Below are 23,539 nucleotides of genomic sequence, written 5' to 3' on the forward strand. Positions count from 1 at the left end.
ATCTGTAGACGTTAGGAAATAGTGGCATGAGTTCTCTTTCTGTTCAGGGACGGATCACCCTGATCGCCGGTTGCTGTCTGCTGGCCAGTGCCGTCGCGCTGGTGGCTTCTTCTCTTTTCAACGCGGCCCGCATGCAGGAGCAGGTGCTCACCTCCACCACCCTGGAGGGGCAGCACGCGGCAGAAAACTGGATGCAGGCCATGGGAGCGACCCAGGCAGCCCGGGTGACCAGCTACCTCGATGAGGCTTACTTCAGGGCGACCCTGCTTGCCGAGGGTATCTTGTTCCAGCGCAAGAACGCGGCCGACAACTTCGTTCACTCCGAGGCGCTGCGCAATGCCGTCAACCAGCAGTTGCAGGATGCGGCGGAGTCGTCAGCGAACCTGCTCGGTGTCTATGCGGTATTCGAACCCAACCAGCTCGACGGGGAGGATGACAACTATCAGGGGTCGACGGCGCTCGGCGCCAACGACAAGGGGCGTTTTTCCAGCTATTGGGCCAGGGTCGATGGCAAGGTGACCCTGGAGGTGATGGACGAGGCGATACTGGCCAACGACAAGCCCTCCGGACACGGCGGCCTTGAGAACGACTGGTACAGTTGCAGCATCCGCAGCAAGGCGCTCTGTCTGCTCGAACCCTATGTGGACGAGGTGGGGACCCAGCAGGTGTTGATGACCTCGGTAACCGTGCCGCTGCTGGACCAGGGCTCCCTGCTTGGCATGGTGGGGGTCGACATCTCCCTGGGGACCCTGCAGAGCCTGGTGGAAGAGATGGGCCGGACCCTCTACAAGGGGCAGGGCAAGGTGCTTCTGCTCAGCAGTGAAGGGCGGGTGGCCGGCGTGGAAGGGTTCCCGGTCGCCCTTGGCAATCTGCTGGAGCAGCAAGGGCTGGCGCAGGATCTCAAGGGGTGGCTGACCAAGGGAGATGTGGTGACGCGCTGGAGCCCGGATGGCGCACTGTTGCAGACCTTCGTGCCGGTCAGCATGCGCGGTACGGATCGCAAGTGGGGCACCTATATCGAGCTGCCCCGCGCCGTGGTGCTCGCCTCGGCCCTGCAACTGCAAGGGGAGCTTGAGGATCAGGCCCAGCGCAGCGTGGCCACCCAGCTCACCATAGGTGGCGGGATTTCGGCGCTCGCCCTGCTCTGCATCTGGCTGATGGCCCAGCGCATCGTGGCGCCCATCCGCGCCGTGGTGGCACGCCTCAAGGACATCGCCAGCGGGGAGGGGGATCTCACCCAGCGCATCGATCTGCGCAGGGATGACGAGATAGGCGAGCTGGCCAAGTGGTTCAACAAGTTTCTGGACAAGCTGCAATCCACCATCAGCCAGGTGATCGACACCGTTGCGGGCACTCGGGCCAGTGCGGCCCTGGCGGCGCAAGGGGCAGCCCGTACCAGCGCCGGCATGCAGTCCCAGTATCAGGAGGTGGATCTGGTGGCGACCGCGTTTGAAGAGTTGAGCGCCACCGCCCTGCAGGTCGCCGGTAATGCCAATGCGGCGGTGGCGGCGGCCGATGAGGCCGACACGGCGGCCCAGGAGGGCAAGTCCGTGGTGGCGCAGACCCAGGAGGCCATGTCCAGACTGATGACGGTGATAAGCGATGCCAAACCAGTGGTGGAACACCTCTCCGCCAACAGCGACAACATCAACGACATCCTGGTGGTGATCCAGGGGATTGCCGAGCAGACCAACCTGCTTGCCCTGAACGCGGCCATCGAGGCGGCCCGAGCCGGTGAGCAGGGGCGCGGTTTTGCGGTGGTCGCCGACGAGGTGCGCAACCTGGCGGGCCGAACCCAGAACGCCATCGTCGAGATCCAGAACCTCATCGGCCAGTTGCAGTCGGGGACGGAGGCGGTGGTGAAGGCGATCCTGACCGGCCATCACCAGGCGGATCTGACCCTCACCAAGGTGGAGCAGTCGGTCAGCGTGCTGGAGCAGATCATCCAGGCTGTCGGCACCATCCACCAGATGAACGAGCAGATCGCGAGGGCCGCGCAGGAGCAGAGCGGAGTGGCGGACGAGATCAATCGCAACGTCAGCAACATTCGCGATGTGAGCCATACCATTCGGGCGGAAGCGGCGACCTCCGCTGACAACGGGCGCGAGCTGTCGCAACTGGCGGACAAGCAGCAGCAACTGGTGGGCCAGTTCCGGGTGTAGGGGAGGATAAGAAAAAAGGCGCCATCCAACCGGAGGCGCCAAACACATTCAGATGACAGACTGGGTTAAATCGACCTGATTTAGCCCTTCTTCCCGCAGAGGAAGAAACACAACACCACAATCACTGTCGACTCACTCACAAAAACCACATGTAAACCAACATGGAAGAGAAGGTGTGAGCCATATGACAACGAATTGCGTGGCGAATTATGTTTATTCACTGGTCGACCCGCAACCGACAATTTATAATGCGCCCCATTAGAAAAATTCATCGTCGGCCGATTCCATGTCTCGTCGTTTACCTCCGCTCAATGCACTGAAAGCGTTTGAAGCCGCGGCTCGTCACTTGAGCTTTACCCGCGCAGCAGAAGAGCTGTTCGTGACCCAGGCAGCCATCAGCCACCAGATCAAGGCGCTGGAGGAGTATCTCGGCATCAAGCTGTTTCGCCGCAAGAATCGCTCCCTGCTACTGACCGAGGAGGGGCAGAGCTACTTCCTCGACATCAAGGACATCTTCGCCTCCATCTCCGAGGCGACCGACAAGCTGCTGGCCCGCAGCGCCAAGGGGGCGCTCACCGTCTCCCTGCAGCCGAGCTTCGCCATCCAGTGGCTGGTGCCCCGCCTGGTCAAGTTCAGCGAACGCCACCCGGACATCGATGTGCGGATCAAGGCGGTGGACATGGACGAGGGGTCGCTGACCGACGACGTGGACGTGGCCATCTACTACGGCCGCGGCAACTGGCCGGGTCTTCGTTCGGACAAGCTGCACACCGAGTACCTGATCCCGGTCTGCTCGCCCCTGCTGCTGACCGGCCCCAAGCCCCTGCGCACCCCGGACGATCTGACCCGTCACACCCTGCTGCACGACACCTCCCGGCGCGACTGGAAGGCCTGGTTCCGCCAGCTCGACATCGACGCGCCCAATGTGAATCAGGGGCCCATCTTCAGCCACTCCACCATGGTGATCCAGGCGGCGATCCACGGTCAGGGGGTGGCGCTCGGCCACAGCGTGCTGGCCCAGCCGGAGATAGAGGCGGGTCGTCTCATCTGCCCGTTCGAACAGGTGCTGGTGAGCAAGAACGCTTTCTATCTGGTGTGTCAGGAGCAGCAGTCCGATCAGGGCAAGATAGTGGCCTTCCGTGACTGGATGCTGGAACTGGTGGAGCAGGAAGAGGCCCGCAGGAGTGCCCGCCTTGCCGATGCCTGAGGAGTTGACCTGGTGACTGACCTGACAAGAGAGGGGGCGAGTGACGCCCCCGTTCGCATTCTGCTGGCCCACGGCGCGGGGGCGGGCATGGAGCACCGCTTCCTGGCCGAGTTGTCGCGACTGTTGGCGGGGCCGGAGATCGAGGTGGTGCGCTTCAACTTCCCCTATATGACCAAACGGGCTCAGGACGGCAAACGCAGGCCGCCGGACAGACAACCCGTGCTGCTGGCTCACTGGCGCGAGATGGTGCGCCAGTTTGCCCATCCCCGGCTGTTTCTGGCGGGCAAGTCCATGGGGGGAAGGATGGCGGCCGAGCTGTTTTGCGAGGGGGGCGACGAGATGGATGCTGCAGGATTGATCGTTCTCGGGTATCCTTTCCACCCCCCGGCCAAGCCCGACGCATGGCGGGGCGAGGTGCTCAAGCTGATCACGACGCCCACGCTGCTGCTGCAGGGGGAGCGCGATACCTTCGGTTCCCGCGCCGAGCTGGCCGATTTCCCCTTCTCACCCGCCGTATCGGTCCACTGGCTGACCGACGGGGATCATGGTTTCAAACCGAGAAAGGCGAGCGGTATGAGCGAGCAGGAGAACCTGCGCCTGGCTGCGGAGCGGATCAAGGGTTTTATCGCGGCGGTGGGCCGCTCCTGACCATCTCGAGCGGGTCGAGAGAAGAAGCGTGCAAGGAGAGAAGATGCAGATCCAACGACATTGGCTGGTGCTGGCGGGCTTCTTCGGCCTGACGGCCACCATGCTCGGGGCCTACGGCGCTCACGGGCTGGCGGCGACCGGCATTGCTCCTTCGTTGCTGGCGGCGTTCAACACCGCCGTGCAATACCAGTTTTTCCACGCCCTGGCCCTGCTGGTGCTGGGGCTGTGCGGCGTGCGCGGCAAGGTGATCACCTTCGCGGGCGCCGTCTTTGTGCTGGGGATCCTGGGATTCTCCGGCAGTATTTACGCCATGGTGCTGCTTGGCAGCAAGGGGCTGGGGCTCATCACCCCGGCCGGTGGCCTCTGTTTTATGTTGGGATGGGCGGCTCTGATGTGGGCCGGCTGTCGTCTTGGAGGAAAGAATGAATAATCTGCTGCTTTATTGCCGCCCGGGTTTTGAGAAAGAGGCGGCGGCAGAGATCACCGAGCGTGCCGGCAACATGCAGTGCTACGGCTTTGCCCGGGTCAAGGACGACAGCGGCTATGTGATCTTCGAGTTGTATGACGAGGAGCAGGCCGATCTGCTGGCGCGCAAGTTGCCGTTCCGCGAGCTCATCTTCATTCGCCAGATGCTGGTGGTGACCCACGAGCTGAAAGATCTGGAAATAAGCGATCGGGTCTCTCCCATCCTGGAGGCGGCGAGCGGTTACGCCATCTGCGGGGATCTGCGGGTGGAGACGGCCGATACCAACGAGGCGAAGGAGCTCTCCGCCTTCTGCCGCAAGTTCACCGTGCCGCTTCGCCAGGCGCTGCGCAGCAACGAGATCCTGACCAAGAAGGAGACCCCGAACCGTCCCGTGTTCCACGCCTTCTTCCTGGCCAATGACCACCTGATGCTGGGGTACTCCTACTCCTTCAACAACTCCGCCTTCCACATGGGGATCCCGCGCCTGCGCTTCCCGGCCGATGCCCCGAGCCGCTCCAGCCTCAAGCTGGAAGAGGCGTTCTACGTCTTCGTGCCGAAGGAAGAGTGGGACTTGCGCCTGTGCTCCGGCCTGAAGGCCGTGGATCTTGGCGCCTGCCCGGGTGGCTGGACCTATCAGCTGGTGCGTCGCGGCATGATGGTGACGGCGGTGGACAACGGCATGATGGCCCAATCCCTGATGGACACAGGTCAGGTGAAGCACATCCGTGACGATGGTTTCGTGTGGCGGCCGAGCAAGAAGAATACCTACTGGCTGGTGTGCGACATGGTGGACAAACCGGCGCGAGTGACCCACATGGTGGCCGACTGGTTCAGGGAGAACGACTGTCAGGAAGCCATGTTCAACCTCAAGCTGCCGATGAAGAAGCGCTACGCCGAGGCGGTGCACAACATCGAGGTGCTGCGCGGACTGCTGGCCGACATCGACGGCGGTTTCATCATTCAGGCCAAACAGCTCTATCACGATCGCGAAGAGATCACGGTGCACGTTTACAACAAGTTCTGGGTCTCCAAGCTGTCCCCCAAGTCCTGAAGCAGCATCGGGAACAGGGCATGAAAAAACCGGACGGCGACGTCCGGTTTTTTTGTGTCTGGGTCATCAGAAGCGGTAGTCCAGACGCATCATGGACTCGTCGTCGGTGATCTTCAGCTCAATTTGCAGGGGAATGGTCTTGTCACTGGGGTTGAACTGCATCTTGACGCCATCCCCGCGAAGCTTGACAGAGGTGTTGATGCCACCAGCGTTGAACTTGATCCTGGGCTTTTGCTTTTCGAAGGAGAGGCTGACGCTCTTCTCTGCCGTGAGGTTCAGCTTCTGATAGGGGGTGACCTGCCGATTGCCGTTGCTGTCGGTGGTGATATCCACCCCCAGAGAGAGCGGCTTGGGCTGTTTGAGCAGATCGTTGGTATCCAGGGTGGATTGCCAGGTCTGCTTGGCTGGCGCCTCGTGCTGGGGGGGCGGCGTCAACCAGGCATTGTCGACTGGCCTGTCTAATGCCGTGGCACTGCTGCTGACAATCAGCAAGATGAAAGTAGCACGCATGGTGGATCTCCTTATCCCTCATATCAACATAGTATTCATCTGGCGTGGGAGGTAGGGAGGCGTTGGCATAAAACAAAGGGAGCCGAAGCTCCCTTTTAAAATCATATGGTTGGATTCTATTTATAGACGGTCGATGATGGCCTGGGTGAATTCGCTGGTGGACGCTGTGCCCCCCAGGTCACGGGTCACCCGATCGCCGGACTCGATGGTCGTCCGCACGGCCTCGCGAATGCGCTCCGCCTTGTCCTGCATGCCGAGATATTCCAGCATCTGGATGGAGGCGAGGATCACCGAGGTGGGGTTGGCGATGTTCTTGCCGGCGATGTCCGGCGCAGAGCCGTGCACCGCTTCGAAGATGGCGGCCCCTTCACCGATGTTGGCGCCCGGCGCCATGCCCAGCCCCCCCACCAGACCGGCACAGAGATCCGAGAGAATGTCGCCGAACAGGTTGGTGGTGACCATCACATCGAAGCGCTCCGGGTACATCACCAGGTTCATGCAGGCGGCGTCGACGATCATCTCCTCGTTCTGGATGTCCGGGTAGCGGGCCGCGACCTGACGGGCCACTTCCAGGAACAGGCCGGAGGTGGACTTGAGGATGTTGGCCTTGTGGATGATGGTGACCTTCTTGCGTCCTTCCTGGCGCGCCAGCTCGAAGGCGAAGGTGACGATGCGCTCGGCCCCTTCCCGGGTGATGATGCTCATCGCCTCGGCGCTCTGGTTGTCATCGCTGCGCTTCTGGCCAGCACCGGAGTACATGCCTTCGGTGTTCTCGCGCACCGTGATGATGTCGATGTTGTCGTAACGGCTCTTGGTGCCCTTGAAGGAGAGGACGGGGCGCACGTTGGCGTAGAGATTGAACTTCTTGCGCAGGGAGACGTTGATGGAGGTGAAGCCGCCGCCGACCGGAGTGGTGAGCGGGCCTTTCAGGCTGACCTTGTTCTTCTCGATCAGGTCGAGGGTGGCCTGGGGCAGCAGCTCGCCATGTTTTTCCAGGGCTACCAGACCGGCATCTGCGTATTCGTAGTCGAAGTCACAACCCGCGTGGGTCAGGATCTGGATGGCGGATTCGATGATGCTGGGGCCGATGCCGTCGCCCGGGATGACGGTAATCTTTCTTTTTGACATGAGGCGTATCCACTTCTAGGGAACAGAGGGGGAGGATTCGTCGGCTTTATACCATTTTTGCACCACATCCTCCATGTTTCTTTACATTTTACCCATTTATGTCAACAGGTACGGCCTGTCTTGGGAAATGGTGTGCTGGGGATCACGCCCCGGCATCAGGGACGGGAGGGTAGCGGATCTCCCGCAGGTTGAACCCGAGCGGGATATCGTGCAGCAGCCGGACCAGGCGTTGGGCCAGCAGGGCCTCTTCCCGGTGCTGACGCAGCTTGAGCAGGGGTCTGGTGGCCTCCTCCCGCTCACAGGCCTCCAGCATGGCAGCCAGGTCCCCGTATTGCTGCAGCAACTGGGTGGCGGTCTTGGGGCCAATGCCGGGCACCCCCTTGATGTTGGAGCCGCTGATACCGGTCAGGGCCCAGAAGTCCACAAGCTGGGTCGGTGTAACGCCGTACTGCTGCTGGACGAAGGCGGCATCCAGCCAGCGTTTGTTGAAGTAATCCCGCACCCGGATCTGCGGGCAGATGAGCTGGCAGAACCCCTTGTCGGTGGAGATGATGGTGGCGCTGGCGCCGTGCTGGGCAATGCCGCTTGCCAGGGTGGCGATGAGATCGTCCGCCTCGTCGGTCTGGGAGAGCAGGGCATCCACACCGCACTCCCAGAAGGCGTCCTGCAGGTCGGCAAGCCCTTCCCTCAGCTCATCCGGCATGGGGGTGCGGCCCTCCTTGTAGGGGGGATAGAGCGTCTTGCGCCAGCTGTGGACCTCACCGTCAAAGACCGCGATGGCGTGGGTCGGCTCGCTGGCCGCCAGGAGCTTCTTGCTGGTGTTGATGAGGTTGGCACGGGTGGCGAGCAGGGCCTGGGCCGGGGTCAGTCCCTGCTGGCTCTGCACCGCGTGCAGTCGGCGGATGAGGTTGAGGGCATCGATGATGAGCAGGTGTGGCATGGGGCACTCCGGGCGTCGGGGAGTGTCATTGTAACAATGGTGGCGTCTCCTGCTAACCCCATAGAAGACCAGTCAATGAAAGAGGGGCCCATGGGCCCCTCCGGTGCATTGTGGTGTCCCGACTATTTGACTATCTCGTAGCAGGGAACGTACTGGCTGCCCGGCAGCTTCATGCGCTGCTGCTTGACGAAGCTTTCCAGCAACCTGTCCATCAGGTGCATCAGCTCCTTGTCGCCGTGCAGCTTGAAGGGACCCTTCTTCTCGATGGCCCTGATGCCCCCTTCCTTGACGTTGCCTGCGACGATGCCTGAGAAGGCGCGGCGCAGGTTGGCTGCCAGCAGCTGGGGCGGCTGGTTGCGATGCAGATCCAGGCTGGCCATGCTGGCGTGATCCGGCTCGAACGGCAGCTGGAACTCGGGCTCGATCCGCAGGGACCAGTTGAAGGAGTAGGCATCTCCCACCGACTTGCGGTATTCGCGGATCTTCGGCATCGCCTCCTTCATCACGCGGGCCACCTCGGGCGCATCGCCGATGATGATCCGGTAGAGACTGGTGGCGGCTTCCCCCAGGGTCGCCTTGACGAAGTCGTCGATGGCGCGGAAGTAGTCGGCACTTTCTTTCGGGCCGGTCAGCACGATGGGGATGGGTTGGCGATCGTTGGCCGGGTGCATCATGATGCCGAGCAGGTAGAGCAGCTCCTCGGCAGTTCCGACCCCGCCCGGGAAGATGATGATGCCGTGACCCAGACGCACGAAGGCTTCCAGCCGCTTCTCGATGTCCGGCAGGATCACCAGCTCGTTGACGATGGGGTTCGGCGGTTCGGCGGCGATGATGGAAGGCTCGGTGAGACCGATGTAACGGCCGTTGCGCACCCGCTGCTTGGCGTGGCCGACGGCGGCCCCCTTCATGGGGCCCTCCATGGCACCCGGACCGCAGCCGGTACAGATGTTGAGCTCGCGCAGACCCAGCTCGCTACCCACCGCCCGGGTGTACTGGTATTCCACCTCGTTGATGGAGTGGCCGCCCCAGCAGACCACCAGGTTGGGATCAGCGCCGGGCAGGATCGCCTTGGCGTTGCGCAGGATGGCGAACACCACGTTGGAGATATGGGTGGAGCTGGTCAGGTTGACCAGACGATTGGACTCGAGCTGGGTCGACACATAGAGAATGTCCCGCAGCACGGAGAACAGGTGCTCCTGGATGCCGCGGATGATCTCGCCGTCGACGAAGGCGTGCTCGGGGGCGTTGAACAGCTCGAGCTTGACCCCGCGCTCGCGCCGGATCACGTGAATATCGAAGGATTTGAAACGTTCCAGTATCTCTTTGGAACTGTCGGTATGGCTGCCGGAGTTGAGGACCGCCAGCGAGCAGTTGCGAAACAGTTGATAGATATCGCTGGAGGCCGTCTGCTTGAGGCGATCCACCTCGAGCTGGGACAGCAGGTCCATGCTGCCCACGGGATTGATGTGTGTAATCATAATTTCCCCTTTCACTCGCTTGTTATCGTTGTGCTTTCCCTGGGGAGAAAACGGGATGCTTTGGCATCCCTCGGGTTCGATAGTAGAGGCAAGGGGGTGGGCAGGGGAATAGGGGGACTGTGCGTTTGCCGCTTTTTTAGCCGCCCCTCAAAGCGGATTCAGGCGAGATTGACCTGATCCCGGCCGGAGTGCTTGGAACTGTAAAGCGCCTTGTCGGCGCGCTCGAACGCATCCGTGGTATGGTCGCCGGTCCGAAACAGGGTGGCACCGATGGAGATGGTGATCTCGACCCTGGCATCGCGAAAGCGGAACGGGATGCTCTTGATGGTCTGACGCAGGTTCTCCAGCGGCTTCTGGTACTTGTCCGGATTGATGTTCGGCAGCAGGACCACGAACTCCTCACCGCCAAAGCGGGCGATGAAGTCGGTGTCGCGCAAGGCGTTCTGCAGGGCCTTGGCAACCACCTTCAATGCCTTGTCGCCGGCCATGTGGCCGTAATTGTCATTGATGTGCTTGAAGTGGTCGATGTCGATGATGGCCAGGCACAGGGGGGTGCCATAGCGTAGCCAGCGTTTGTATTCGAGCTCGAGCCGCTCGTCCAGGGCCGCCCGGTTGTGTACCTGGGTCAGGCTGTCGAGGAAGAGCTTGTGTTTCTGGATGGTGAGCCGCTTCTTGTACTCGGCGGTCTCGTCCTTCATCAACCTGAGCTTGGCTTCCATGTTGGAGAGGTGGGTGAGCAGGTGGCGCTCGCGGTTGGCCATCTCCTCCCGCTCCTGCTGCAGCCGGCGGATGGTGTCCAGATGCCCAGAAATGGCGCCCCTGAGTATCTGTGGCGAGTCATGGGCTGCCATGGCGCGATCGATGGCGGCGAGTTCCCGCTCCAGCGCCTGTCCGCTGAGATGGGCGGCATTTTGCAGCGCCCGCCCTTCATCCAGGGATTCGGTAAAGCTGTAATGGACCGAGGAGAGACTCTCGTTCAGGGTGCTGAGAAACGCCTGGGAGGCTTTGCGCTCTTCCCGGGTACCCTCGATGATGAGCTCGATGATCTGCAGGCAGACTTCGGCCAGCAGGGCAGGGGTGATGCCCCCGAGCAACTGGCGGCGGATGTCTGCGAGGCTCTCGCCCACGGCGCCGGCAAAGTCGAGCTCGGTGATGAGACGCTGCAACTCGTCTGAAATCTGGGCATGTGCCTTGATGTCAAAGGAGTCGGTAGGGGCCGGGCTGGAGAGCTCGGTGGGGATCTCCGCCGAAGGGGGGATCAGCGGCTTGCGCGGCAGCAGCTGGATCTTGATCGCCTGCTGGTAGAACTCCAGCAGCCGGATCACCTTCTTCTGGTGATCGCCGATGCCGTAACTCTCCGGGCTGGCGAGAAAATCCTTGAGGGCGCGGCGGGTATCTTCCGGAAACCCCTTGATGGTTTTGAGCTGTTTGCTGCCGAGATCGATGGCTGCCCGGGTCAGGCTGATGGACTCTTCCATGGTGTGGCTGTGCTGCTGCAACAGCTTCTCGATGGCGATCAGATCGGCATCGATGGAGGTGAGCGGAGGGTTGCCTTCAAGTTTCTGCTTGAGCTTGGCGAGCCGGTTGTCGAGCTCGCGATCGTGGCCGCGACAGGCTTGCATCAGCTTGCCGATGAACTGGATACTGCGGGTGCGTTCGGCATCGGAGAAGCTCGCCATGCCGTCAAGCTCCTGCTGTTTCTGCTGGAGGGATTCCCTGAGTCTTGCCAGTTGTCCTGTTACGGCAGCCATATCATTCATTCTTCAGGTCGCCCTGTTGTCATTATCGTTTTTGTTTCGTCCAGCAACAGAAAGCCAATCAAAGACCCCGTTGAGTACCTTTTTGTCACGGATTGTCCGCAACCTTCGTCCGTGAAAGCGCAAGCCAGTTAACCCATTGCTTTTCATGAGAAGAATTTACTTTTACCAGTCCCTTGTCAATTGCCATCAAGCAGCATTGCCACACATCTCCGTTAAAAAATGCGGCCTGCTGGCAATCGATGGCAGCCAGCTCAAGCCAGACGCTCTGCTGGCATTTTTCGCTGAGCTGAATGGCACCCGAGAGGGCCAGGTAGCAGAGATCGAACAGGCCGTGGTGATCGAGGGCCATGGCCGCCTTGGGCAGGAAGGGATGACTGACGATGCCGAGGCTGATGCGCCTGTCCAGCGGGTGCTCGCAGGGGAAGGCTGCCAGGGTGTCGAGCAGGGTCTGGGCCAGCTGATGCAACTGGGCCACGTGGCGCTGGGGCACCACATAGAGCAGGTGGCCTTCGCGCAGGTCGTAGATGCGGCCATCCTGCGGGGTCAGTTCGTTGACGTAGCGGCCGAAGGCCTGCTCTATCTCGCGGCTGACCTGATAGCCGTGCTGTTCCAGACTGTTGATCAGGAAGGGAACCCGGAACAGCAGGTAGTGCAGCTTGTCGTCAAATTCGCTGGTGGGGCGTTCGCTCAGGTACCAGCGCTCGGATTTTTGCTGGCGCTTGGCCATCTCCCGCGGCCAGCGACTCATCAGTCGCTGCCAGTTGGCCAGGCCGCTGCGCGGCTCTACCAGCAGGGCTTCTCCCAGCTGTTTGGCATGAAGGCGTGCGACCCGCAGTTTCAGCCAGAGGGTGAAGAACAGATAGATGAAGAGTGCCAGCAGCAGCCCGGTGCTGACGCTGGTCCAGAGGTATCGCTCCTGCTGGTGCTGGCTGGCGTCGAGTTGCTGTTCCAGCTCCTTGACCTGTTGCACCCGCTCCACCTGGGCGTAGTTGTCGCGCACCGCCTCCTGCTCCAGCGCCAGCTGCTGCTGGCGAACCAGTTCGCTGCGCTGGTGGTAATTCTTGTAGCTCTCCAGGGCCTGCTGGAGGTAACCCTTCTGCTCATAGGCGACGGAGAGCAGGCGGAAGATCTCGAATTGGCGCCGGATGTCCCCAATCCGGTTGGCCAGGGTGAGAGCGTTCTCCAACTGCAGGATGGCGATGCCTGCCTCCTGCTGCTTGAGGTGCAGCTCTCCCAGCAACAGCAGGGTGTCGATGAGCGACTCCTTGTCATCCCCCAGCTCATGGGACTGGCGTGCGGCGTTCAGGTAGTTTCGCGCCAGGTTGAGATTGCCGGTCTGCAGGTAGGTTTTGCCTATCTCGAACTTGAGGTGGGCGATGCGGGTACGGTTGCTGCTCTCGTCCAGCAGGTCGAGGGCATTGAAGAAATAGACCAGCGCCATGTTCATCTCGCCCTGATCCCGGTTGAGGCGGGCGAGCACGATCAGGGCGTCGCTCAGCATGGAGGAATTGCCGAGGGCATGAAAATAGTTGGCCGCCTCGCTGGCGTATTGCAGCGCTTTTTGTGGCTCCTGCTCTTCCTGATAGAGGCTGACCATCTGGTTCGAGAGCAGGCCGAGGAAGAGGGGATCCTGCAGGGGCTTGGCTTGCTGTTGTGCTTCGATGTACTCCCCCAGTGCAAGCTGGGGCTGACCCAGAGCCTGATAGAGATCCCCGCCCACGGCGCTGGTCCAGGCCCTGGCCAGAGGCTGTTTGGCGTGATCCGCCCATTTGCGGGTCTCGGCCAGCTGCTGTTTGGCGAGATCGAATTGCCGCTCCTCTATGCTGGCGTTGACGCGCAGCAAGCGGCTGTAGACCTGCAACTGGCTCTCCTTGAGGTCGGGATTGGCCAGCAGTTTGTCGAGTTTGTCGAGCAGGGGGGCCGCGGCGCCATGGGTATGCTGTTGCAGGTTGCGGCTTCGAACCAGCAGATAGAGCCCATGGGCCTGCAGCTCGAACTGCTGCTCTTTCTCGGCCATGGCGATGCCCTGCTCGAAGGACTCCTGTGCCTGGGCGAACTGCCCTAGCTGCTGCAGACACTCCCCCTTGAGCAGATAGGCGCCCGTGGTCTGGGTGGCGGTACCGTAGTTCAGCATCGGCTCGCGATAGCCGTACTCCTGACGGTTGCTGATGATCTGCTTGGGATTGTTGGCCGTGCGTTCGAGGAAGGAGGTGGCAATCTGGGCACATCTGGCGGGATCGGTCAGCACCAGGGTCTGGGCCTGCTGCAGGTCGATGGACAACTGCTCCTTGGCCAGATCCAGATCAGGAGCCGACAGGGAGGACATCATCATTGCCAGAAAAAACAGTTGATTCATTGGATTAAGAACGGCACGGAGGTGCAGGCATGTTATCCAAGCCCACCCCCGCCCGTCCAGAGTTTACTGAGGTGATGCGCAGCGGGCCGCAGCCCGCAGGATGGTGGCGCCGGTGATTACTGGCGAATGAGGCGCAGGTTCGCTGGAACCGGCTCCCAGTCGCTGCGGAAGGGGTTGATGTCCAGGCCGCCGCGGCGGGTGTAACGGGCATGGACGGTCAGTTGTTCCGGGGCGCAGAAGTGCTTGAGATCGGTAAAGATGCGCTCGATGCACTGCTCGTGGAACTCGTTGTGCTGGCGGAACGAGATGAGGTAGCGCAACAGCTTCTCCCGGTCGAGACGCGGGCCGCGATAGTGGATCACCACGGATCCCCAGTCCGGCTGGCTGGTCACCAGGCAGTTGGACTTGAGCAGGTGGCTGTGCAGGGTCTCCTCCACGATCTCGCGACCGGCGGCCCCTTGCAGCAGGGTCTCGTCAAACTCGTAGCCGTCCACCTCGATATCCAGGCTGTCGATGCACTCACCGGGCAGCTGGGCTATCTGGTGGGGGGCCTGGTCGAGGGTGAAGAGGGTGACGCTCACCGGGGCACCAGCGCAGCCACTCAGGTCCTGAACCAGCAGCGCCTGCACCGCCTCCAGGGAGTCGCAGCGGGTCTGGTTGAAGGAGTTCAGGTAAAGCTTGAACGACTTGGACTCGATGAGATTCGGGCTGGTAGCAGGCACAAAGACCTCCCCGATGGCAACCACGGGCTTGCCTTTGGCATTGAGCCAGGAGAGTTCATACAGGGTCCAGACGTCGCACCCCTGGAAGGGCAGTTCACCTCTCAGGCCAAGATCGTCGCGGTTCAGGCTGCGTGGCACGGGCTGCAGCAGACTCGGGGTGTACTGGCTGATGTAGGCGGACTGCTGCCCCAGGCTCAGGCCTTGCAGCGCACTGGCGCCGGCGTATCTCTCTTGTTTGCTCATGCTGGTTTGCTCACGCTTGTCTGATAAGGGGTTTGATGGTGCAATGGCCCGATTTTTCGATCAGGTACTTGCGGCCATCAGAGGCCGCTATTGTGGGGAATATCGATGTCGGATCAAGTCCTGTCTGCCCTGAAGCAGTTCTTTTTACGCTGGCAGCGCGATGGTGAAGGAAGGCGGGGGCTGCCCCTGTGTGACTGGGAGGCCGACTGGCGCTCTCCTTGCGAGCTGGATGAACCCAGGGAGGGGCGGGTCGCCTGGCGTCCGTTCCAGCGGGAGCAGGCAGCCGACTTCACGGCCATGGCGAACGCCCTGGAGCTGACCCTGCATCCCAGCGCCATCGCCCTGTTTGGCCACTGGTTCAGCCGCCCTCTGCCCTGCTCTTTCAAGGGGCTGCGCATCGAACTCATCCTGCCGTGGAACGATGCCGATCTGGATCTGCTCAAGGAGAACCTCATCGGCCACCTGCTGATGCTGCGCAAGTTGAAGCGATCCCCTTCACTCTTCATTGCCACGACCCGCAACGAGATGACGCTGGTGTCCCTCGATAACGAGAGCGGCCAGGTGTGGCTGGAGTGGCTGGACTCCGGACGGCGCCTGACGCTGGCCCCCTCGTTGCCGGCCTTTCTGGCGCGACTGGAAACCTTGCCCCAGTGATGCTCCAAAAGAGAGGGCCTTGCCACCTGGCAAGGCCCTCTCTTTTTAATGCGCCATTGTGCGCGGTGGGCACCTACTCCTTGAAGTCCCAGGAGAGGTTGGAGACCAGCCTGCAAGGCTCGCACTTGAAGTCGAAGATCTCGTGCAGGGGGGCGGCCAGCGCCCATGGGCCACCACAGCCAGGGCAGGGGCGAGCCCGCTCTTCGGTAGCGCTCAGGCCGCCTACCCGGTAGAGATAGTAATAGGTGGGGATGCCGCTCAGGAGCTCCAGCCGTCTGGCGAGATCGCTGCCCCGGCGATGAAGGCGGCTGCCCACCTCGCCGATTTCGTGCAGGGCGGCGTGTTCGGCGATGGAGCCGTTCATCTGCAACTGATCGCAGGCCTCCCAATCTTCCTGCCACTTGATGATCTGCTTGTGGTCACCGTTGGCGACGGCGGGCAGCCGATAGAGCGGGATGGGGGCGAAGTGATCGCCACAGCGCAGGGGAGAGCAACTGTGCAGGAAGCTGGTGTAGAGCAGCATCCAGCTGGGACGCTCTCCCTGCTCTGCGCACGGGTCCGTACTGTCCGAGAGCAGATCCGCCCCTTGCAGGTGGAGTTTGGGGGCGAGCAGGCCCGCCTGGTGCAGACCTTGCTCGGCAAGGGCGACCAGCTCGCTCTGGTTGTCAGGGTGCAGGCTGTCCTGCTCCGGGCAGACCACCCGGCTGACGAAATAGCCTTCGTGCATGCTGGTGGGAAACTCCCGCCCCAGGATCTGACCCTGATAGCGCAGCATGTCGAGGTAGTGGACGATGGCCCGTTCGGCCTCCCCGAGGGAGGTATCGCGGTAGCACTCAAAGGTGAGTTCGAGGATATACATGGCGATGGGTCAATCCGGCTTCTGGTTGAGCAGCAGATCGGTGAGGCGATCGACCTTCTGCTCCAGCCGGGCGAGCTGTTCGCTCAGTTGCTGAAGAGTGACGCTTTCCGTGGCCAAGGGGGGCGCCTCGGGGGTACTGGCGGGGGCGGGCGCTGTCGACGCGGGCTGGGGTTGTTGCTTCCACTGGCTCAACACCTTGAGCAGCTCGGCCATGGGCACGGGATGGCTGAGGCGGGCCTTGACCATGGCGGTAGAAGGGGTGATCCCCCTGGCACTGAGTTCGTTGGCTATCTGGATGATCTCTTGGGCTGACATCTTGGCTCCTGCACGGCCGTCTTGCTGCGGGTGGATAGTGGCACAGAGCTTAATCAAAGCCTGTCCATCAGGAAAGCGGAGCGAAGGGCGTGGGTGGCGAGAGGGAGGGGATTGGCGGCTCCGCGTCTACCCAACGCTGGCCGCCGGGAGTGCGGGGATCAGGTCCCCTGGCGCAGCATCACATCCAGCTGGTCGATGGCTTCCGCCCAGTCGGCGTCGTGGCTGAGGGCATCGCGCAGAAAGCCTGCCTGGGAAGGCGTCCAGAACGGCGCGTCGGGCAACTGGGTATGGCGATCGATGGGATGGTCGCGGATAAAACGCTGCTGGCTGATGTCGTCACTGGCCAGCCCCAGCTGGGCAAACAGGGCGGCCATGTCATGGGTGAGCAATTCCATGTCGGTACTCCTTGGAAGGGGGCTGTGGAAGAGTATAGCCAGCCCCCGTGCTCTCAAATCTAGGAGGGGAGACGATGGGGTGGCAGTTCGACACCGGCGACATGCAGCCCCTGCATGCAGAGCTGCCCCTGATAATGGCTCTCTCCGTCGCTGGAGAACTCGAACTGGTAGTAGGTGAGCAGGCGCAGGGGCTTGTGCCCCAGGGCACGGTGTGTCCGCGCCAGCGACAGCAGTTGCAGGTCGTGGTGCTGGCAGTAGCGGCGCATGTATTGCCAAGCCAACTCCGCCTGGCGGCGCTGTTGCCAGAAGGCCCAGCCAACGAGGCCGAGCAGCAAGATCCCAAGCATTTCTCCCATCAGCGGGTTCCTTCTGTGATGTGTGTGGTGCCCTGTTCACCTCAGGCAACAGGGCCGTTGTGTCGGGCCTAGGTGGCAGCGAACAGGCGACCGATGGCCAGACCCAGGGCCTCGCTGCGTTCGGGGTCACGCAGTTTTGCCAGCATATCATTGCGCAATGCCGGTAGCGTGACGAGCTCGGCAAATACCTGGTTGAAGAACTGGGTGGGTTGCAGGGCGAGCTGCTCCAGAAACAGGCCGAGCAGTTCGGGGTGTTTCAGATCGGGCCAGAGGCGGCCAGCGATGGCGAGGAGCAGGGAGGGGCTTGGCCGGGTTTGCAGCAGGGTCAGCAGCTTGTTGGTGCGCAGTCCGTTGCCCGGGCAGGAGGCCAGTGCCCGGCACAGATAGGCCAGGGTTTCGGGGTCAGGCTCGGCGCACTCCTGCTCCTTGCCGATGCGCTCCAGCAATGCGCCTTGCAGGGCAGGAGGCAGGGGGGCGTTCTCCAGGCTCTGGCACAGGGCGTAGAGGGGGGCCTGCGGCAGCACGGGCAAGGCCTTGCAGACCAGTGCCAGGTTGCGTTCAACCTGCAGCTGCTCCGCGAGATCTGCAAACCCTTGCAGTCCCAGGGCCTGCCACCCCTCTTCCCCCGGCGCCGCCAGATAGTGGCAGAGGGCCTCGTAGTAAGCGGAAGGGGCTTGTTCCAGCTGGCGGGCCAGCTTGGCGTGCACACTGGCCATCTTGGCCTCGGCCGGACGGAAGGTGTAGGGGTTGTCCGCCAGACGCTGGGCCTTCTCTTCGTCCAGTTCACCGGTGAGCTTGTAGCCCAGAGTCTCTACCACCTGATCCATGAAATGCTTGGGGCCGCTGGAGATGAGCAGGCCGCGTTCATCAAGGGCGAACTTGAGGAACCAGAGGTAGTGCCTGGATTCGGTCGGCTGGAAGAAGTGCACGCCGAGCCAGGCGTGCTGCTGCAACGGCCAGGGGTAGGGCTCCTGCTGCTGCTCGATGCGCACGAAGAGGTCGCTGGGGAGCGGGCGCACCTGGCGGCCCAGATCGAACAGCTGGAACTGGGTATCGGCCTGGGTCAGAAACTCGGTCAGGGTGTTGATGGAAGACATGAAGAGATCCCGCTTGAAGATAATGCGGGCGATTATAAGGGGGCTGCACCAGATAGCCAGAGGCGGTGATGCAGGGGATGAAGGTGACGGTAACATGGCAGCCATTGCGGGGTCGGTGTATAGTAGCGCCCCTTTTTGATGGCCGTATTGAGTGGGGCCCCGTCGCAGACCGGGCCCGCGATGAGGAAGTGAGCGAGATGAATCAATATCTGCTGGTTGCCGGTCTGCTGGGAGAGCTGACTGCCGAGTTGCAACGTCTGGAACGCTGGCAAGCCGACCATCCGGGGAGCGAGGCGCTGGCAAGCGAGCTGCCGTTTTGTGTCGATACCCTGAGTTTCGATCAGTGGCTGCAGTTCGTGCTGATCCCGCGCATGGAGCAGCTGGTGCTGCTGCAGGCTCCGCTGCCGACCAGCGTCTCCCTCTATCCCATGGCGAGTGAGGTCTATAAAGAGGAGCTGGCGGAGGTCGAGGCCCTGCTTCGTCTGATCGCCCGTTTCGATCTGCTGCTCTCCGGCAAAGTGGTCGAACAATGATGGACGAGCAGACCCGGACAGCGGATGCCTTGCAGCCGACTCTGCTCTATCAGGATGACTGGCTGGTGGCGGTGAACAAACCGTCCGGTCTCCTGGTGCACCGCAGTTGGCTCGACAAGGCCGAGACCCGTTTCGCCATGCAGATGACCCGGGATCTGATCGGGGGTCGTCATGTCTACCCCGTGCACCGACTGGACAGGCCCACTTCGGGTGTGCTGCTGTTTGCTCTCGATCCTGCCGTGGCCCGTACCCTGACCGAGGCCTTTGCTGCCCGTCAGGTCCACAAGGAGTACCTGGCACTGGTGCGGGGATGGGCCCCCGAAGAGGGGCTCATCGACTATCCGCTCAAGGAGCAGCTGGACAAGATTGCCGATGCCTTCAGCGACCCGGATCGCCCCGCCCAGGAGGCGGTGACCGCGTTTCGTCGTCTGCATCAGGTCGAGCTGCCCTTCGCCGTCTCCAAGAAGCATCCCACCAGTCGCTACAGCCTGGTCCGCCTCTTTCCCAAGACGGGGCGCAAGCACCAGCTGCGCCGCCATCTGGATCACCTGTTCCACCCCATCGTCGGTGATACCACCCACGGGGATGGCCGACACAACCGCTTCTTTCGCGAGCACTACGGGTGCGACCGCCTGCTGCTGATCGCGCACCGTCTGAGCTTCGAGCATCCGGTGCTCAAGGTGCCGATGCGGATCCAGGCGCCCCTGGGCCCCGAGGTGCTGGGTCTGTTCGCCCGTCTGGGCTGGCCTGCCAGCGAGCAAGACTACGGCGCCTGAGCCTCTTTCCATCTGTTGCCTCTGACCGGGCTGTGGCATGCTGTAGCCCAGGTACGTCAGAGGAATGACTTATGGCTCAACGAGATATCGCCTGCGCAATCGCGTACCCCCCGCCTGTTCAGGGGGGCTCTTCCTACCCATCCCGGTCTTGCCGGGCCCAATGTCTGTCCCTGAGGAGTCGCTGATGGCCGAGATCGACATCCTGGTCGGCACCGTCTACGGCTCTGCCATGCTGGTGGCCGAGACCCTCTGTGACCACCTGCAAGCCGATGGCCATGTCTGCCAGATCTTCGATGACGCGGCGCTGACCGACATCGATGCCTCCCGCGTTCTGCTCATCGTGACCGCCACCACGGGGCAGGGGGATATACCGCCCAATTTGCAGTCCTTTGCCAGTGCTCTGGCCGATCGTGCTCCTTATATGAAGGGATGGCGCTATGCCCTCATCGCCATGGGAGACAGCAGCTATGAACACTTCTGCGGAGCGGGGCGATCGCTGGATGCCCTGTTGCAGGAGCTGGCTGCCGAGCCACTGGTTGTGCACCTGGAAATCGATGCGACGGTAGAAGATGAGCCTGAAGTGGCGGCGCTGGCCTGGTTGAAAACCTGGGAAAATAGACTGTAGCCAGACCCTTCTCCCCGAGAATAAATTCACCTCCGTGAGTGTGCTGTCGGGGGTGTTTTATTTTTGGGGCGTCACGCCTCAGCCCCCAAATATATCCTCTCTTTCGTCCGGTTATTTTTCTCGCCAATGATGATAAGCGATTGGCCATATTCATCATCAACCACGACAAATTGAAAAATTAAAAGTTCCGCATTGAAAGCGATTTCAGTCATGTTTTTGCTACTGCGACATGGATTTATCACTTAACTCTCGTTGCAAATTAATATTTGAAAGCGCTTTCTTTAGTTATTGTTTTTCTTTTTTGTGCTTATCTTGGGTGGTTGGTGCCAAAAAATGAAAATTCATTGACATTTTGTGGCTGTGGCTGTCGGTGGCGTGCGATTTGTCATCGTTTTGTGAATCAGCTCATGTTTGCAGGGAATTTGGGTACCTATAATCGACCTCGGTTATCACCAAAACGTTTTTCCGGTGATAAGAACTTGAATATCAGGATCACACTCCTCTCAGCGGGAATAAGGAAAATGAAAATGAAAGCAAAGTGGCTCCCGATCGCTGCAGCAGTAACCGCAGCCCTGGCTTCCCAAGCCGCCTTCGCCGTTGATTTCCACGGCTACATGCGTTCCGGTGTCGGTACTTCCGATAACGGCAGCCTGCAAACCTATTCCAAGGCGAAAGTCGGTCGTCTGGGCAATGAAGCCGAGACCTACGGCGAAGTCCAGCTAGGTCAAGAGGCTTACAACAAGGACGGCAAGTCTTTCTACGTAGACTCCATGTTTGCAATGGTTTCTGGTCAGCAAGGTCGCGACTGGGAAAGCACTAGCGGTAGTGATGCCGACTTTGCCCTGCGCCAATTCAACGTCCAGGCCAAAGGTGTGCTGGGCTTCGCGCCGGAAGCCACTCTGTGGGCCGGTAAGCGTTACTATCAACGTCACGACATCCACATCTCCGACTTCTACTACTGGGATGTGTCTGGTGCCGGTGCTGGTGTAGAAAATATCCAGGCTGGTCCGGGCAAGCTCTCTTTTGCATGGCTGCGTAACGACCCGTGGGATGATTACGATCAGTTTGTAGGTGGTGTTGGTGTCGACAAGCGTGTTGATACCGACGTACTGGACCTGCGTTATGCCGGTATCCCGCTGTGGAAAGACGGCTCCCTGGAGCTGGGATATGACTACGCCCGCGGTAACCTGACCGATGAGCAGAAAGCGGCTCTGGGCAGCAAAGATTACGAGAAAAACGGCCACATGCTGACCGCCGAGCTGACCCAATCCATGCTGGGTGGCTTCAACAAGACCGTGGTTCAGTATTTCGCCGACGGTTATGCCGCTCAGGCTGTTGACTACGGTAGCGGTTCTGGCAGCGGCCTGAGCCAATCTGCCGCCAAGGGCGATGGCTGGCGCTTCATCAACTGGGGCGTGCTGCCCGTTGGCGATAAGGTCGAGTTCGGTCATCAGCTGGTTTACGGTACTGCCAGTGATATCGACAATGACAGCGCTGACAAAGACACCTTCTCCGTTGTCGTTCGCCCGATGTACAAGTGGAATGACACCATGAAGACCATCGCCGAGCTTGGCTATCACCATGACAGCAACAAGCCGAACAATGGCACCGAAACCAGCACCATCGGTAAGAAATACACCCTGGCTCAGGCCTGGTCCGCTGGCTCCAGCTTCTGGGCCCGCCCGGAAATCCGCGTATATGCTTCCTACCTGGATTCTGACGGCCAGTTCCGCCCAGATGCCAATGGCGTGAAGCAGGACGACTCCTGGAACTTCGGTGTTCAAGCTGAAGCTTGGTGGTAATCTGTTGACGTCATGACTGCAAGTGCCCCCGCATGACGGGGGCTCTTTTTTTACAACACGTTTCTTAGGGTCACGCGATGAGATATTCCAGATTAGCCTTGACTGTATTCTGTTCTGTTGTGCTGGGTGGGTGCGCCACGTTGGAAACGACGGTAGCGCCGACTCAGGAGTTCAAGTCCATCATGGGAAATCGCGACGTTGCGATGAGCCAATTGGCTACGGTTGGCAGCTGCTGTCACGATGTCTCCAGTCTGCCGTTCCAGGACATACAACCGGGCGCAACTAAGCTTATCCCCATTGATGGCAGCTCCCCCGTTTACGCTTTCAGCGAAGGGAAAAGCCACTTTGCCGCCTTCCGGTTGCCGGTCAACTCCGGTGACCTGCGCATCACGGTTGATGGCTTGATCGACAAATCGCTGTTCAACCCGACCGTCTTGATGCTGGATTCCAAATTCAATGTGACCCGCAAGTTGGGCAGCGACGTGTTCAAGTACGAGCCTGCACGCATGCTGCAAGGGGATCGCATGGAAGCCGTGTTTACCGTGGATCGCTCCTATGTTGGTAACCCCAATAACGAAAGTTACATGGTGATCTACACAGACCAGAGCGGTCTGGACAAAACAACCACCATCCTTAGCCCTTCCAAGCTGATGACCAAGTCGCTGGGGGTGGTTGATTATGGTGAAAAAGACCCCGTCATTCCGCACTCCCCCTGGGGCGTGGTCAGCCTCTCTGTGGAGGACTTGAGTGGTGTCAAAACCGAGAGCAACTATTACAAGCCTGTCTATCAGGATGTGATTGATGCCAACACCCCGGTAGTCAACACGGCACCAAACAAGCTTGTCGTGCCCCTGGCGACCGCCGGCGCAGTCAAGAGCAGTGCCCCCATGCTGAGCGAAACCGAGGCCTTCTATCAATCCCAGATCGAAAAAGCGGTGAAAGCCGGTGATATCGACAAGGCGATGCAACTGGTCAGCGAAGCGGAGCGGGCCGGTTCGACCAAGGCGAAATCGGTCTTTATTGATGCGGTGAAGCGCTCCCAAAAGGGCTGAATATTGCCCAGTCTTTAAAAGATAATATTTATTTGAGGCCTCCCTTGTTGGAGGCCTTTTTAATCGGTAGACTAAAATAGAAAAAACAGCAAATAGTTACATTAAGTTACAATGCGTTTCGTTGGGTATTAATTTGATTGGCTAAAATACAATGCGAAACAGCACTTTTCATATTTATGGCTTAGCATGAAGATGCCGAAATATATCTGTAATTATCTGAAAATTCCCGCCGAAATTATCTTGTGATCTCCCCTCCAAATTTTTTATTCGCTTACCCCTGATGGAAGATATTTGCGATCTGCTGGGTTATATTCAGCTGGTCAAAATAAACAAACCCGCGTCGAATTCATGCCGATGAGAGATGATGTTGATGATCGTCTATAAATTGGACTGAAGCGTCTACG

General features: G+C 60.5%; 24 protein-coding genes. 11 read left to right on the forward strand and 13 right to left on the reverse strand.

Annotated elements, in window-relative coordinates; translation table 11 throughout:
* Window positions 1-26: 26 nt before the first annotated feature.
* From J9892_RS06610 to rlmM, 5 genes are all read left to right on the forward strand, one after another.
* A complete protein-coding gene (locus J9892_RS06610; protein ID WP_210538109.1) occupies window positions 27-2,162 on the forward strand; it encodes a methyl-accepting chemotaxis protein in 2,136 nt (711 codons plus the stop codon).
* 286 nt (window positions 2,163-2,448) lie between these two features.
* Entirely contained in the window at window positions 2,449-3,369 is a 921-nt protein-coding gene (locus tag J9892_RS06615) for a transcriptional regulator GcvA (RefSeq protein WP_103858147.1), read from the forward strand.
* Between the two features lie 12 nt (window positions 3,370-3,381).
* Window positions 3,382-4,017 carry an alpha/beta fold hydrolase gene (locus J9892_RS06620; RefSeq protein ID WP_103858148.1) on the forward strand — a complete coding sequence of 212 codons (636 nt, stop codon included), beginning with the start codon at window positions 3,382-3,384 and terminating at the stop codon, window positions 4,015-4,017.
* A gap of 43 nt (window positions 4,018-4,060) precedes the next feature.
* Window positions 4,061-4,447 (forward strand): DUF423 domain-containing protein, encoded by a 387-nt coding sequence (locus J9892_RS06625; RefSeq protein ID WP_010673377.1) that lies wholly within the window; start codon window positions 4,061-4,063, stop codon window positions 4,445-4,447.
* Window positions 4,440-5,534, forward strand: a complete 1,095-nt coding sequence (rlmM, locus tag J9892_RS06630) for a 23S rRNA (cytidine(2498)-2'-O)-methyltransferase RlmM (RefSeq protein WP_041214679.1) — start codon at window positions 4,440-4,442, stop codon at window positions 5,532-5,534. Before J9892_RS06625 ends, rlmM begins: the two co-directional genes overlap by 8 nt.
* 66 nt (window positions 5,535-5,600) lie before the next feature.
* Here the strand turns inward: rlmM and J9892_RS06635 are convergent, their stop codons facing one another.
* The 7 genes from J9892_RS06635 to queF all read right to left on the reverse strand — a co-directional run bounded on the left by J9892_RS06635 (window position 5,601) and on the right by queF (window position 14,671).
* Window positions 5,601-6,044: a hypothetical protein gene (locus J9892_RS06635; protein WP_041211281.1), complete on the reverse strand. Its 444-nt coding sequence runs from the start codon at window positions 6,042-6,044 to the stop codon at window positions 5,601-5,603.
* Window positions 6,045-6,164: 120 nt separating this feature from the next.
* Window positions 6,165-7,172, reverse strand: coding sequence for an isocitrate dehydrogenase (locus J9892_RS06640; RefSeq protein WP_049636264.1), 1,008 nt, complete (start codon window positions 7,170-7,172; stop codon window positions 6,165-6,167).
* 142 nt (window positions 7,173-7,314) lie between these two features.
* On the reverse strand, window positions 7,315-8,112 hold the full coding sequence (xni, locus tag J9892_RS06645; protein ID WP_210538110.1) for a flap endonuclease Xni: 798 nt from the start codon (window positions 8,110-8,112) through the stop codon (window positions 7,315-7,317).
* A 122-nt stretch (window positions 8,113-8,234) separates the two neighbouring features.
* Window positions 8,235-9,590, reverse strand: a complete 1,356-nt coding sequence (gene ppnN / locus J9892_RS06650) for a nucleotide 5'-monophosphate nucleosidase PpnN (protein WP_010673382.1) — start codon at window positions 9,588-9,590, stop codon at window positions 8,235-8,237.
* Between the two features lie 158 nt (window positions 9,591-9,748).
* A complete protein-coding gene (locus tag J9892_RS06655) occupies window positions 9,749-11,350 on the reverse strand; it encodes a GGDEF domain-containing protein (protein WP_200164418.1) in 1,602 nt (533 codons plus the stop codon).
* Between the two features lie 85 nt (window positions 11,351-11,435).
* Window positions 11,436-13,706, reverse strand: coding sequence for a hypothetical protein (locus J9892_RS06660; protein ID WP_103858152.1), 2,271 nt, complete (start codon window positions 13,704-13,706; stop codon window positions 11,436-11,438).
* Between the two features lie 116 nt (window positions 13,707-13,822).
* Window positions 13,823-14,671, reverse strand: coding sequence for an NADPH-dependent 7-cyano-7-deazaguanine reductase QueF (queF, locus tag J9892_RS06665; protein ID WP_010673385.1), 849 nt, complete (start codon window positions 14,669-14,671; stop codon window positions 13,823-13,825).
* A 105-nt stretch (window positions 14,672-14,776) separates the two neighbouring features.
* Between queF and syd the strand changes: the two genes are divergently transcribed.
* Window positions 14,777-15,325, forward strand: coding sequence for a SecY-interacting protein (gene syd, locus J9892_RS06670; RefSeq protein ID WP_128343641.1), 549 nt, complete (start codon window positions 14,777-14,779; stop codon window positions 15,323-15,325).
* Window positions 15,326-15,398: 73 nt separating this feature from the next.
* Here the strand turns inward: syd and J9892_RS06675 are convergent, their stop codons facing one another.
* The 5 genes from J9892_RS06675 to J9892_RS06695 all read right to left on the reverse strand — a co-directional run bounded on the left by J9892_RS06675 (window position 15,399) and on the right by J9892_RS06695 (window position 18,347).
* Window positions 15,399-16,184, reverse strand: a complete 786-nt coding sequence (locus tag J9892_RS06675) for a Zn-ribbon-containing protein (protein WP_210538111.1) — start codon at window positions 16,182-16,184, stop codon at window positions 15,399-15,401.
* Between the two features lie 9 nt (window positions 16,185-16,193).
* Window positions 16,194-16,499 (reverse strand): DNA-binding protein, encoded by a 306-nt coding sequence (locus J9892_RS06680; RefSeq protein ID WP_045523590.1) that lies wholly within the window; start codon window positions 16,497-16,499, stop codon window positions 16,194-16,196.
* 158 nt (window positions 16,500-16,657) lie between these two features.
* Window positions 16,658-16,894 carry a DUF2789 domain-containing protein gene (locus J9892_RS06685; protein WP_039039420.1) on the reverse strand — a complete coding sequence of 79 codons (237 nt, stop codon included), beginning with the start codon at window positions 16,892-16,894 and terminating at the stop codon, window positions 16,658-16,660.
* 59 nt (window positions 16,895-16,953) lie between these two features.
* Window positions 16,954-17,250, reverse strand: coding sequence for a DUF3301 domain-containing protein (locus J9892_RS06690; protein ID WP_039039421.1), 297 nt, complete (start codon window positions 17,248-17,250; stop codon window positions 16,954-16,956).
* 68 nt (window positions 17,251-17,318) lie between these two features.
* On the reverse strand, window positions 17,319-18,347 hold the full coding sequence (locus J9892_RS06695; RefSeq protein WP_049636270.1) for a DUF3549 family protein: 1,029 nt from the start codon (window positions 18,345-18,347) through the stop codon (window positions 17,319-17,321).
* A gap of 197 nt (window positions 18,348-18,544) precedes the next feature.
* On the opposite strand from J9892_RS06695, the gene J9892_RS06700 reads away from it, so the two are divergent.
* The 3 genes from J9892_RS06700 (at window position 18,545) to J9892_RS06710 (ending at window position 20,281) form a co-directional block, all read left to right on the forward strand.
* Window positions 18,545-18,880: a YqcC family protein gene (locus J9892_RS06700; protein ID WP_010673392.1), complete on the forward strand. Its 336-nt coding sequence runs from the start codon at window positions 18,545-18,547 to the stop codon at window positions 18,878-18,880.
* Window positions 18,877-19,656: a tRNA pseudouridine(65) synthase TruC gene (gene truC / locus J9892_RS06705; RefSeq protein ID WP_010673393.1), complete on the forward strand. Its 780-nt coding sequence runs from the start codon at window positions 18,877-18,879 to the stop codon at window positions 19,654-19,656. Before J9892_RS06700 ends, truC begins: the two co-directional genes overlap by 4 nt.
* A 184-nt stretch (window positions 19,657-19,840) precedes the next feature.
* On the forward strand, window positions 19,841-20,281 hold the full coding sequence (locus J9892_RS06710) for a flavodoxin (RefSeq protein WP_043152293.1): 441 nt from the start codon (window positions 19,841-19,843) through the stop codon (window positions 20,279-20,281).
* A 71-nt stretch (window positions 20,282-20,352) separates the two neighbouring features.
* Here the strand turns inward: J9892_RS06710 and J9892_RS06715 are convergent, their stop codons facing one another.
* Window positions 20,353-20,493 (reverse strand): hypothetical protein, encoded by a 141-nt coding sequence (locus tag J9892_RS06715; RefSeq protein WP_155488369.1) that lies wholly within the window; start codon window positions 20,491-20,493, stop codon window positions 20,353-20,355.
* Between the two features lie 315 nt (window positions 20,494-20,808).
* On the opposite strand from J9892_RS06715, the gene J9892_RS06720 reads away from it, so the two are divergent.
* Both J9892_RS06720 and J9892_RS06725 read left to right on the forward strand, forming a co-directional pair.
* Window positions 20,809-22,083, forward strand: coding sequence for a maltoporin (locus J9892_RS06720; protein ID WP_210538112.1), 1,275 nt, complete (start codon window positions 20,809-20,811; stop codon window positions 22,081-22,083).
* Between the two features lie 182 nt (window positions 22,084-22,265).
* The gene (locus tag J9892_RS06725; protein ID WP_246876633.1) at window positions 22,266-23,135 is read left to right on the forward strand and encodes a MalM family protein; all 870 of its coding nucleotides are present in this window, start codon (window positions 22,266-22,268) and stop codon (window positions 23,133-23,135) included.
* Window positions 23,136-23,539 lie beyond the last annotated feature (404 nt).

The sequence above is a fragment of the Aeromonas sp. Prich7-2 genome (assembly GCF_017939255.1).
Lineage (GTDB): Bacteria > Pseudomonadota > Gammaproteobacteria > Enterobacterales > Aeromonadaceae > Aeromonas > Aeromonas caviae.

What these genes read in the sequence shown, in the direction of transcription:
- J9892_RS06610 (WP_210538109.1), top strand. Translation starts at nt 27, where the DNA reads ATGAGTTCTCTTTCTGTTCAGGGACGGATCACCCTGATCGCCGGTTGC.
- J9892_RS06615 (WP_103858147.1), top strand. Translation starts at nt 2,449, where the DNA reads ATGTCTCGTCGTTTACCTCCGCTCAATGCACTGAAAGCGTTTGAAGCC.
- J9892_RS06625 (WP_010673377.1), top strand. Translation starts at nt 4,061, where the DNA reads ATGCAGATCCAACGACATTGGCTGGTGCTGGCGGGCTTCTTCGGCCTG.
- rlmM (WP_041214679.1), top strand. Translation starts at nt 4,440, where the DNA reads ATGAATAATCTGCTGCTTTATTGCCGCCCGGGTTTTGAGAAAGAGGCG.
- J9892_RS06635 (WP_041211281.1), bottom strand. Translation starts at nt 6,044, where the DNA reads ATGCGTGCTACTTTCATCTTGCTGATTGTCAGCAGCAGTGCCACGGCA.
- J9892_RS06640 (WP_049636264.1), bottom strand. Translation starts at nt 7,172, where the DNA reads ATGTCAAAAAGAAAGATTACCGTCATCCCGGGCGACGGCATCGGCCCC.
- xni (WP_210538110.1), bottom strand. Translation starts at nt 8,112, where the DNA reads ATGCCACACCTGCTCATCATCGATGCCCTCAACCTCATCCGCCGACTG.
- ppnN (WP_010673382.1), bottom strand. Translation starts at nt 9,590, where the DNA reads ATGATTACACACATCAATCCCGTGGGCAGCATGGACCTGCTGTCCCAG.
- J9892_RS06655 (WP_200164418.1), bottom strand. Translation starts at nt 11,350, where the DNA reads ATGAATGATATGGCTGCCGTAACAGGACAACTGGCAAGACTCAGGGAA.
- J9892_RS06660 (WP_103858152.1), bottom strand. Translation starts at nt 13,706, where the DNA reads ATGAATCAACTGTTTTTTCTGGCAATGATGATGTCCTCCCTGTCGGCT.
- queF (WP_010673385.1), bottom strand. Translation starts at nt 14,671, where the DNA reads ATGAGCAAACAAGAGAGATACGCCGGCGCCAGTGCGCTGCAAGGCCTG.
- syd (WP_128343641.1), top strand. Translation starts at nt 14,777, where the DNA reads ATGTCGGATCAAGTCCTGTCTGCCCTGAAGCAGTTCTTTTTACGCTGG.
- J9892_RS06675 (WP_210538111.1), bottom strand. Translation starts at nt 16,184, where the DNA reads ATGTATATCCTCGAACTCACCTTTGAGTGCTACCGCGATACCTCCCTC.
- J9892_RS06680 (WP_045523590.1), bottom strand. Translation starts at nt 16,499, where the DNA reads ATGTCAGCCCAAGAGATCATCCAGATAGCCAACGAACTCAGTGCCAGG.
- J9892_RS06685 (WP_039039420.1), bottom strand. Translation starts at nt 16,894, where the DNA reads ATGGAATTGCTCACCCATGACATGGCCGCCCTGTTTGCCCAGCTGGGG.
- J9892_RS06690 (WP_039039421.1), bottom strand. Translation starts at nt 17,250, where the DNA reads ATGGGAGAAATGCTTGGGATCTTGCTGCTCGGCCTCGTTGGCTGGGCC.
- J9892_RS06695 (WP_049636270.1), bottom strand. Translation starts at nt 18,347, where the DNA reads ATGTCTTCCATCAACACCCTGACCGAGTTTCTGACCCAGGCCGATACC.
- J9892_RS06700 (WP_010673392.1), top strand. Translation starts at nt 18,545, where the DNA reads ATGAATCAATATCTGCTGGTTGCCGGTCTGCTGGGAGAGCTGACTGCC.
- truC (WP_010673393.1), top strand. Translation starts at nt 18,877, where the DNA reads ATGATGGACGAGCAGACCCGGACAGCGGATGCCTTGCAGCCGACTCTG.
- J9892_RS06710 (WP_043152293.1), top strand. Translation starts at nt 19,841, where the DNA reads ATGGCCGAGATCGACATCCTGGTCGGCACCGTCTACGGCTCTGCCATG.
- J9892_RS06715 (WP_155488369.1), bottom strand. Translation starts at nt 20,493, where the DNA reads ATGACTGAAATCGCTTTCAATGCGGAACTTTTAATTTTTCAATTTGTC.
- J9892_RS06720 (WP_210538112.1), top strand. Translation starts at nt 20,809, where the DNA reads ATGAAAGCAAAGTGGCTCCCGATCGCTGCAGCAGTAACCGCAGCCCTG.
- J9892_RS06725 (WP_246876633.1), top strand. Translation starts at nt 22,266, where the DNA reads ATGGGAAATCGCGACGTTGCGATGAGCCAATTGGCTACGGTTGGCAGC.